Origin of the sequence: Blautia wexlerae (assembly GCF_013300825.1) — a bacterium.
GTDB classification, from domain to species: domain Bacteria; phylum Bacillota; class Clostridia; order Lachnospirales; family Lachnospiraceae; genus Blautia_A; species Blautia_A wexlerae_B.
Genome location: NZ_JAAIMY010000083.1, coordinates 1 through 810 on the forward strand (window position 1 = coordinate 1; position 810 = coordinate 810).

At 37.7% G+C, this 810-nt stretch carries 1 tRNA gene and 1 rRNA gene; both read left to right on the top strand.

Going from position 1 to position 810, the window contains the following annotated elements:
* Positions 1 to 193, top strand: a 23S ribosomal RNA gene (locus tag G4417_RS16495); the annotation flags it as partial.
* 72 nt (positions 194 to 265) lie between these two features.
* Positions 266 to 336, top strand: a tRNA-Trp gene (locus G4417_RS16500).
* Positions 337 to 810: the final 474 nt, after the last annotated feature.

Genomic DNA, 810 nt, shown 5'->3' on the forward strand with positions numbered 1-810 from the left:
AAGTCTACGGCCGAGTAGCCAAGCCCGGAAGGGATAAACGCTGAAGGCATCTAAGCGTGAAGCCCCCCTTAAGATGAGATATCCCATTCGAAAGAAGTAAACCCCCTTGAAGACGACGAGGTAGATAGGGCAGAGGTGGAAGTGTGGCAACACATGGAGCTGACTGTTACTAATCGGGTGAGGGCTTGACCAAAACGCAGGAAGTTAATTCTCAAGGAAATGTCAACATGTATGTAGTTTTGAAAGTATGTATAATATACTTTGTAGGGGATTGGTCAAATGGTATGATAGGGGTCTCCAAAACCTTTGGTGGGAGTTCGATTCTCTCATCCCCTGCTCGAAACCTTTGAAAATGAAGGCTTTTGCGCGTCTTCGTCTTCACGGGTAATCACAGAAATATCATATGAGTCTATTAAACTAGATTCTATGATATTTTTTTATTTGCCAAAAACAGAGCTGTCAAGAATTTTAATCTTTATAAGAAGGAAGAAAATACTTGACAGCTCGTACACTGATTATTTCTCATAATAAATAGAAAGGGCTTGACGGATTAATTCATCAAGTCCTCTTGACTACTACTCATATTTTTTGATCTGAAAAACACATCTTATTTTTTCAAAATAATTTGAATAATTGCGCGTCGCATTCTCGTTACTTTAGTGATGAGTTAGACGCGCAAATTTTTTACCCAAAGGAAAACATATGTTTATTTTTAGCGCTATATGTGCTAAAATATAGCCATGGGTAGTAGAAAAAACAACAGAATCTGAGAAAAGAGTTATCAGGGAAAAATAAAAATGCAGATAATAT